Raw genomic sequence first — 7,029 nt, forward strand, 5'->3', positions numbered from 1 at the left:
AGCCCGCTTCCCCACTCCGCCGGGAGGGCCGGTCCGGCCACCCCACTCAGTCAGCCGCGCCCGTTCGGTCTCCCCTCTCAGTCCGCCGGGTCCGTTCGGCTTCCCGTCTCAGCAGCCCGGTCTGCTCCCCGCTCAGCCGCCCGCGCCAGGATGTTGCGCGCCATGGACGGGAAGATGAACCCGTGGAACGGGTACACGCCCCACCAGTAGGCCTTGCCTGCCGCTCCCTGCGGGAAGAAGATGGCGCGCTGGCGGTACTCTGTGCCCCCTCCGTGCTCAGGCACCGCGGACAGCTCGAGCCAGGCCTGCCCCGGGGCCTTCATCTCGGCGTGCAGCAGCAGGGTCCGGGTTCCGTCGGGCCCGGTGGTGATCGACTCCACGCGCCACCAGTCCACGGCCTCGCCCACGGCCAGGCGGTCGCGGCTGCGCCGGCCCCGAGCCAGTCCCACTCCCCCGGCCAGCTTGTCCATGACCCCGCGCACCGACCAGGCCAGCGGCCACGAGTACCAGCCGTTGTCCGCGCCGATCGCCTGGATCACGGCCCAGACGTCGTCCGGTGAGGCCGAGCCGGAGCGGCTGCGCTCATCCACGTAGACCTTGCGCCCCGCCCAGTCCGGATCCGAGGGCAGCGGGTCCGAGGGCGGAGTGTTGGCCGCAGAGGCCCAGGTGGTCTCGACCTCGTCGGCTGCCAGCTTGCCCAGCGCCAGGCGCACGGCCCGGCGGTAGCCCGTCAGCCCCTCCGCCGGCGGGGCGATGTGCTGATCGATGTCGTGGTCATCCGTCACGGCGTCGTGCTGCAGGGACTGCACCAGCGGCACCGCCAGCGGGCGTGGGATCGGCGTGGTGAGCGCGACCCACCAGCCGGCCAGCCGGGGTGCGGGGATCGGCAGGGCGTAGACCCGGCGCTGGGCCAGACCGGCCTCGTGCGCGTAGCCGTACATGATCGCCCCATAGGTCAGGACCTCGCGCGAGCCGATCCCGAAGCGGCGGTTGGTGCCCTCCGGGATCTCGGGGGCGTGGACCAGGTAATGCAGCAGGTCCCGCACCGCGATGGGCTCGATCCGGCGCAGCACCCAGCTGGGCGCCGGCATGACCGGCAGGTTCTCGGTGAGGTGGCGGATCATCTCGAACGATGCCGATCCGGAGCCGATCACCACGCCAGCCTCGAAGACCACCGCGGGGACGTCGCCCGCCAGCAGCGCATCGCCTACCGCGGTGCGCGAGCGCATGTGCGGGGAGAGCTCCACGCCCTCCGGGTGCAGCCCTCCCAGGTAGACGATCCGACGCACTCCGGCCCGGGCGGTGGCGGCTGCGACCGTGCGCGCCATGGCCAGCTCCTTCGCCTCGAAGTCCGAGCCCGAGGACATCGAGTGCACGAGGTAGTAGAAGGTCTCCACGCCGCGGGAGGCCCTCTCCACGGTCTCGGCGTCGCCCAGATCGCCCTGGACCACCTCTACGTCCTGGCGCCACGGCACCCCCTCAAGGCGCTGCGGCGAGCGCACGAGCACCCGCACCGCATAGCCGGCCTCCAGCAGGCGCGGCACCAGGCGCCCGCCCACATAGCCGGTGGATCCAGTGACGAGCACGCGATGAGTCATGCACCACACACTACGCCGGAGCACCGACGACGCATGCGCCGCAGCCCGAGTCGTCCCCGAACGATAGGGTCCCGTGCATGCAACAAAACCCTCAGGCCACTGACGATCTGGCCATGCGCCTGGGCGAGGCCCTGATCCGCTCCGGCGCCAGCTCGGCGAGCACCACCTCGTCCCTGCTGGCGCTCTACCGCAGCTCCGAGCTGCATGACGTCTCCGTGGCGATCACCATGGGCCAGATCACCATCAGTCGGCCGGGACAGGATGGAGCAGCCCCGAGCACGCGCGTCCACGAGACGGCCGCCGGGACGCTCGACATCCATCTGCGCTCCCAGGCCAATCGGATCCTCGAGGACGCGGTCCTGGGGAATCTGGAGGCGACACAGGCTCTCGAGGCCCTGGACGAGCTCGAGACGCAGCGCAGCCTGGCGTCGCACTGGCCCTCCGCCCTCGGCTTCAGCGCGATTGGCGTGGGGTTCAGCATGATCCTCGGAGGAAACGGCATCACGACGATCGCGGCGGGACTCCTGGCCGTCGTCGTCTATGCCTCCTTCGCCGCCCTGGAGCACCTGCGCGCCCCAGGGATCTTCAGCCTGGGCGCCGGCGGCCTGATGGCAGTGGCCGGGGCCAGCGGGCTCGCCGCCGTCGTCGACGGCGCGCAGACGGCGGTGTGCATCGTCGCGGCCCTGGCCGCCTGGCTGGCAGGCGTCGCGGCCTACGGCGCTGTCCAGGACGTCATCACCGGCTGGTACCTCTCCGCGACCGGGCGGCTCATGGACGTGCTGACACGCACTGCGGGCCTGGTGTTCGGCGTGGCGCTGGGAATCCATCTGCTCGAGCCGCTGCTGGGCCGGGACCCCGGCTTCCTGGAGACGCTGCAGACCGACGGCTCACGCTGGGTCCCCTCCATCGTGGGCGCGGTGCTCGTCTCCAGCGGCTTCGCGTTCTCGGCGGGCGGGCGCGGTCGAGTGCTGGCCTCTCTCGCGGTGTTCGGCGGACTGGTCCAGGTGGGCGTGCTCAGCCTGGGCGAAATGGGCGTCAGCTCCTATGCGGCAACGCTGGCGGCGTCGGTGATCACCGGGGGCATGTGCGTGGTGCTGACTCGAGCGCTGGGCGTCTCCTCGAACGCGAGCATGACCGTGGTACTGCTGCCCTTGTTCCCCGGCATGTACGTCTACCAGGGGGTGCTCGGGATCATCTTCTCCGTCGAAGGCGCCGCGGACGCCCTGCTGCAGGGCGCCATCACGGCCTTCTGCCTGTCCGTGGGAGGCCTGCTCGGACAGTACCTGGCCTCGGAGGCACTGTGGGCCACTCGCGCCCGCCAGTTCGCCAGGGCCCACCCCGGGCGCACCTTCCGCAAGGAGATGCCGGTGGAGCAGAACGCCCGCGACATCATGGTGCCGGTCTTCTCCCGGCCGTTCTCCCAGTAGGTCTCCTGGGCCATGAGGCCCTCTTCACGGATGGGGCGCTGAGGCGCGGCCTCTCCGCCTGATCCCACGCCCCACCAACCCCAATGCCTATGTGCTTGTTTGCGCACGAGGAGGCACATCGCGCATCGGCGCACGTAGGCCCGGGCTAGCGCGACAGGCGGGGCGTCGTCAGGAGCGGGAAAGGCGCAGTCCAGACGATTCACACTCCGCCCGCCGGTGCTGAGCACCGCTGGCCCAGCCCCTGCGCCGGGGGCGTCGCTAGCGTCCTGGCCATGCCTTCACGAGACGACGACGCCTTCCGCCTGGCCGTGCTGCTGGGCGAGGCGCTGATCCGCGGCGGGGCCAGCTCCGCCGCCACGACCACGTGCCTGCAGCGTGCACTGCGCAGCGCCGGAGTGGACGACGCCACCGTCGGGGTGACCATGGGCCAGATCATCCTCAGCCGCCCCGGTCGCGGCACGAGTGCTGCGATCACCCACGTCTCCGAGGCGCCGCCGGGCTCCCTTGACCTCGAGCTGCGTCGGCGCATCACGGCCATGCTCGACGACCTCGCCCAGGGCCGGCGCACCGTGCGCGAGTGCCTGGCCGAGCTCGAGTCCCGGGAGGCCGACGGCCCCGGCAGCGCTCAGCACACCGGTGCCCGGCATGCGATCCCCGCAGCCGGGCTCAGCCTCCTGGGCGTGGGGTTCTGCCTGCTCATGGGCGGCACCGCGGCCACGACGCTGTGCGCCGGGATGCTGTCGGTGGCCGCCTATGCCGCCTTCGCCGCGATGCAGCACCTCCGCTCCCCCGGCATCTTCTCCCTGGCCGCCGCGGGGCTCACCGCAGTGCTCGGGGCCACCGCCGCGACCGCTGTGATCGACGACGCCCAGACGGCCCTGTGCATCGTGGCCGCGCTGGCGGCGTGGCTGGCCGGGATCACCGCCTACGGCGCGGCCCAGGACATGATCACCGGCTGGTACCTCTCCGCCGCCGGACGCGTCATGGACATCGCCTCGCGCACCGCCGGGCTCGTGGCCGGCGTGGCGCTGGGGATCCACCTGATGGCGCCGTACGTCGGGGAGTCGGTGGCCTACATCGAGGCTCTGCGCCCCGACGGCGTCACCTGGGCCACCGCCATCACCGGCGCCGTGCTGGTATCCGGCGGCTACGGGCTGGCCAGCAGCGGGCGAGGAATCCGCTTGGTCGCGCTCGCGGCGCTCGGCGGTCTCGTGCAGCTGCTCGTGCTGATCGCTCAAGCGGTCGGGCTGAGCTCCTTCGTGGCGATCCTGGCCGCCGCTGTGGTGGTGGGGGCGATCTGCGTGCGCGCCGCTCCTTCACTGGGGCTGCCGTCGAATGCGTCCATGATGATCGCGCTGCTGCCGCTGTTCCCGGGGTCGTACATCTACCAGGGGATGCTCGGCACGATCTTCGGCGTGGACGGCTCCGGGGACCAGCTGATCGCCGGAGCCGTCACCGCCTTGTGCCTGTCCATGGGCGGGCTGCTCGGCCAGTTCCTGGCCTCGCGCTCCCTGACTGCCGCCCGTGCGCTCGGGCTCGACGATCACCCCGACGACGATCCCGCCGGTGCCCGCCCCGAGGCGCGTCAGCTTCCCGCGGACACCCTGCAGCACGTGCGGCTGTGAGGCCTCACCGCGAGCGCACGTCCCCTCACCGGCTCAGCAGCAGTGCATCGCCCTGCCCGCCGCCGCCGCACAGGGACACCGCAGCCTTGCCTTCGCCGCGTCTGCTCAGCTCGTAGGCGGCTGTCAGCGCCAGGCGCGCGCCCGAGGCGCCGATGGGGTGGCCCAGGGCGATCGCCCCGCCGTGGATGTTGGTCTTCTCGAGCGGGTAGTCGAGATCTGCCAGCGACTGGCACACGACGGCGCCGAAGGCCTCGTTGATCTCGATGAAGTCCAGCTCCTCTGCGGTCCACCCGGCCTTGGACAGCGCGGCCTTGATGGCGTTCGAGGGCTGGGAATGCAGCGAGGTATCCGGTCCGGCCACCTGTCCGGCCCCGGAGATCGAGGCCAGGATCTGCAGTCCGTGCTCCTCCGCATAGGCCCGCGAGGTCACGATCACCACGGCCGCCCCGTCCGTCAGCGGCGAGGAGTTGCCGGCGGTGACGGAGGCGTCGTCGTCCTGGGAGAAGGCAGGGCGCAGCTTGCCCAGCGACTCGGCGGTGGCATCGGCGCGCACGCCCTCATCGGCGCTCACCTTGACCGGATCGCCCTTGCGCTGCGGGATCTCGGTGGGGACGATCTCGTCGGCGAAGATCCCGTCCTCCTGGGCGGCAGCGGCCCGCTGATGCGAGGCTGCCGCAGCCTGATCCTGCTTGGCGCGCTTGAGGCTACGCTCCACGTTGCCCTGCTCGGTCAGCAGGCCCATGGACTCGCCGGTGTCGGCGTCGGTGAGGCCGTCGTGGGCCACGGAGTCCAGCAGCCCCGCGGTCCCGTACTTGTGCCCGGTGCGAGAGCCCGGCAGCAGGTGCGGAGCGTTGGTCATGGACTCCTGGCCGCCGGCGACCACCACCGAGGCCTCCCCCAGGCGCACCAGACGGGCGGCGTCGATGATCGCGGCAAGCCCCGAGAGGCAGACCTTGTTGATGGTCATGGCGGGGACGTCCCGGCCGATGCCCGCGGCGATCGCGGACTGGCGCGCCGGGTTCTGACCGGCGCCGGCCTGGACGACCTGGCCCATGAGCACCGTGTCCACGGACTCGGCCCCTACCCCGGAACGCTCCAGCGCCCCGCGGATCGCGGCGGTCCCGAGCTCGACGGCGCTCAGCGAAGCCTGAGCCCCGAGCAGCCGGGTGAACGGCGTGCGAGCGCCTCCGACGATGACGGGGTCGGTGGTGGCGGATGCGGCGGTCATGCGGAGGTCTCCTTCTGCTGTGATTCCTCTCACCATTGTGGAGCGAGGCTCCGACAGCTCAAGCCCTATCGACTCACGTCCACTGAACAGCCGTAGCGTTTATCGAAGCACCCGCCCCGCAGCGAAGGAGCCTCGCCATGAGCGACACCCAGCCCGAGTGGTTCACCGCCCAGCAGATCGCCCAGCGCATCTCCCCCGATCGCGCCCGTCGCCTGGTCCGGCAGGCGATCCTCGACGGCTTCGACCCGTCCGAGGATCCGCACCGCATCGGCGTCTCGGCCGGGTCCGGGCACGTGCTGCTGATGCCCTCGACGCTCACGCAGTGGACGGGCGTGAAGGTCGCCACCGTGTCCCCGGAGAACGCCCAGCTCGGCCTGCCCCGCATCCAGGCGACCTACCTCCTGATGGACACCCGCACCCTCACGCCCACCGCCCTGCTCGATGGCGCTGCGCTGACCACCCTGCGCACCCCGGCCGTCTCGGCGGCCGTCGCCGAGGACCTCGCTCCGGCCGGGGCGAAGCATCTGGTGGTGTTCGGCACCGGCCCGCAGGCCGAGGCGCACGTGCACGCCATGCTGACGATCCGCCCGCTCGAGCGCGTCACGATCGTGGGACGGAGCCCGGAGAAGGTCGAGCATCTGGTCGCCGAGCTGGGCCAGCTCGGTCCGCAGGTCGTTGCCGGCACCGCCGATGCGGTGGCCGAGGCGGAGATCGTCGTGTGCGCCACCTCCGCGGCCGAGCCGCTGTTCGACGGCTCCCTGGTGCCCGCTGGCGCCTGCGTGATCGCCATGGGCTCGCACGAGCCGGATCGCCGCGAGCTGGACGCCGCGCTGATGGGGCGCTCGCTGGTCGTCGTCGAGGATCCGGCGGCGGCACTGCGCGAGGCCGGCGATGTGGTCATGGCGATCGACGACGGCACCCTGGCCGAGGCCGACCTGGTGTCGCTGCGCGCCTCTATCACCGGCGAGGTCGCACGGCGCGACGACCGCCCGAATGTCTTCAAGGGCACGGGCATGTCCTGGGAGGACCTGGCCGTGGCCGTCGGGGTGCTGGAGGACTGAGAGCTCAGCGAAGAACGGGGGGGGGTGCCTCTATGGTTTTCGTCAAGCCGCTAGGGCGACTGTCGACGGGGTCTGAGGCATGGTCGGGTC

General features: G+C 71.7%; 5 protein-coding genes. 3 read left to right on the forward strand and 2 right to left on the reverse strand.

Annotated elements, in window-relative coordinates:
• Positions 1-77 precede the first annotated feature (77 nt).
• Positions 78-1,598 (reverse strand): SDR family oxidoreductase, encoded by a 1,521-nt coding sequence (locus RF645_RS09950; protein WP_368819019.1) that lies wholly within the window; start codon positions 1,596-1,598, stop codon positions 78-80.
• Positions 1,599-1,675: 77 nt separating this feature from the next.
• Between RF645_RS09950 and RF645_RS09955 the strand changes: the two genes are divergently transcribed.
• Positions 1,676-3,025, forward strand: coding sequence for a threonine/serine exporter ThrE family protein (locus RF645_RS09955; RefSeq protein WP_239546396.1), 1,350 nt, complete (start codon positions 1,676-1,678; stop codon positions 3,023-3,025).
• A gap of 272 nt (positions 3,026-3,297) precedes the next feature.
• On the forward strand, positions 3,298-4,650 hold the full coding sequence (locus RF645_RS09960; RefSeq protein WP_368819020.1) for a threonine/serine exporter family protein: 1,353 nt from the start codon (positions 3,298-3,300) through the stop codon (positions 4,648-4,650).
• A 25-nt stretch (positions 4,651-4,675) separates the two neighbouring features.
• On the opposite strand, the gene RF645_RS09965 is transcribed toward RF645_RS09960, so the two are convergent.
• Positions 4,676-5,878, reverse strand: a complete 1,203-nt coding sequence (locus RF645_RS09965) for an acetyl-CoA C-acetyltransferase (RefSeq protein WP_058872150.1) — start codon at positions 5,876-5,878, stop codon at positions 4,676-4,678.
• A gap of 137 nt (positions 5,879-6,015) precedes the next feature.
• Here RF645_RS09965 and RF645_RS09970 point away from each other — a divergent pair, with 137 nt between their 5' ends.
• Positions 6,016-6,939 (forward strand): ornithine cyclodeaminase family protein, encoded by a 924-nt coding sequence (locus RF645_RS09970; RefSeq protein ID WP_058872149.1) that lies wholly within the window; start codon positions 6,016-6,018, stop codon positions 6,937-6,939.
• Positions 6,940-7,029 lie beyond the last annotated feature (90 nt).

It is taken from the genome of Kocuria sp. CPCC 205260 (assembly GCF_040981045.1).
GTDB classification, from domain to species: Bacteria; Actinomycetota; Actinomycetes; order Actinomycetales; family Micrococcaceae; genus Kocuria; species Kocuria palustris.

Coding starts and splice junctions, on each gene's coding strand:
- RF645_RS09950 (WP_368819019.1), bottom strand. CDS start 1,598: ATGACTCATCGCGTGCTCGTCACTGGATCCACCGGCTATGTGGGCGGG.
- RF645_RS09955 (WP_239546396.1), top strand. CDS start 1,676: ATGCAACAAAACCCTCAGGCCACTGACGATCTGGCCATGCGCCTGGGC.
- RF645_RS09960 (WP_368819020.1), top strand. CDS start 3,298: ATGCCTTCACGAGACGACGACGCCTTCCGCCTGGCCGTGCTGCTGGGC.
- RF645_RS09965 (WP_058872150.1), bottom strand. CDS start 5,878: ATGACCGCCGCATCCGCCACCACCGACCCCGTCATCGTCGGAGGCGCT.
- RF645_RS09970 (WP_058872149.1), top strand. CDS start 6,016: ATGAGCGACACCCAGCCCGAGTGGTTCACCGCCCAGCAGATCGCCCAG.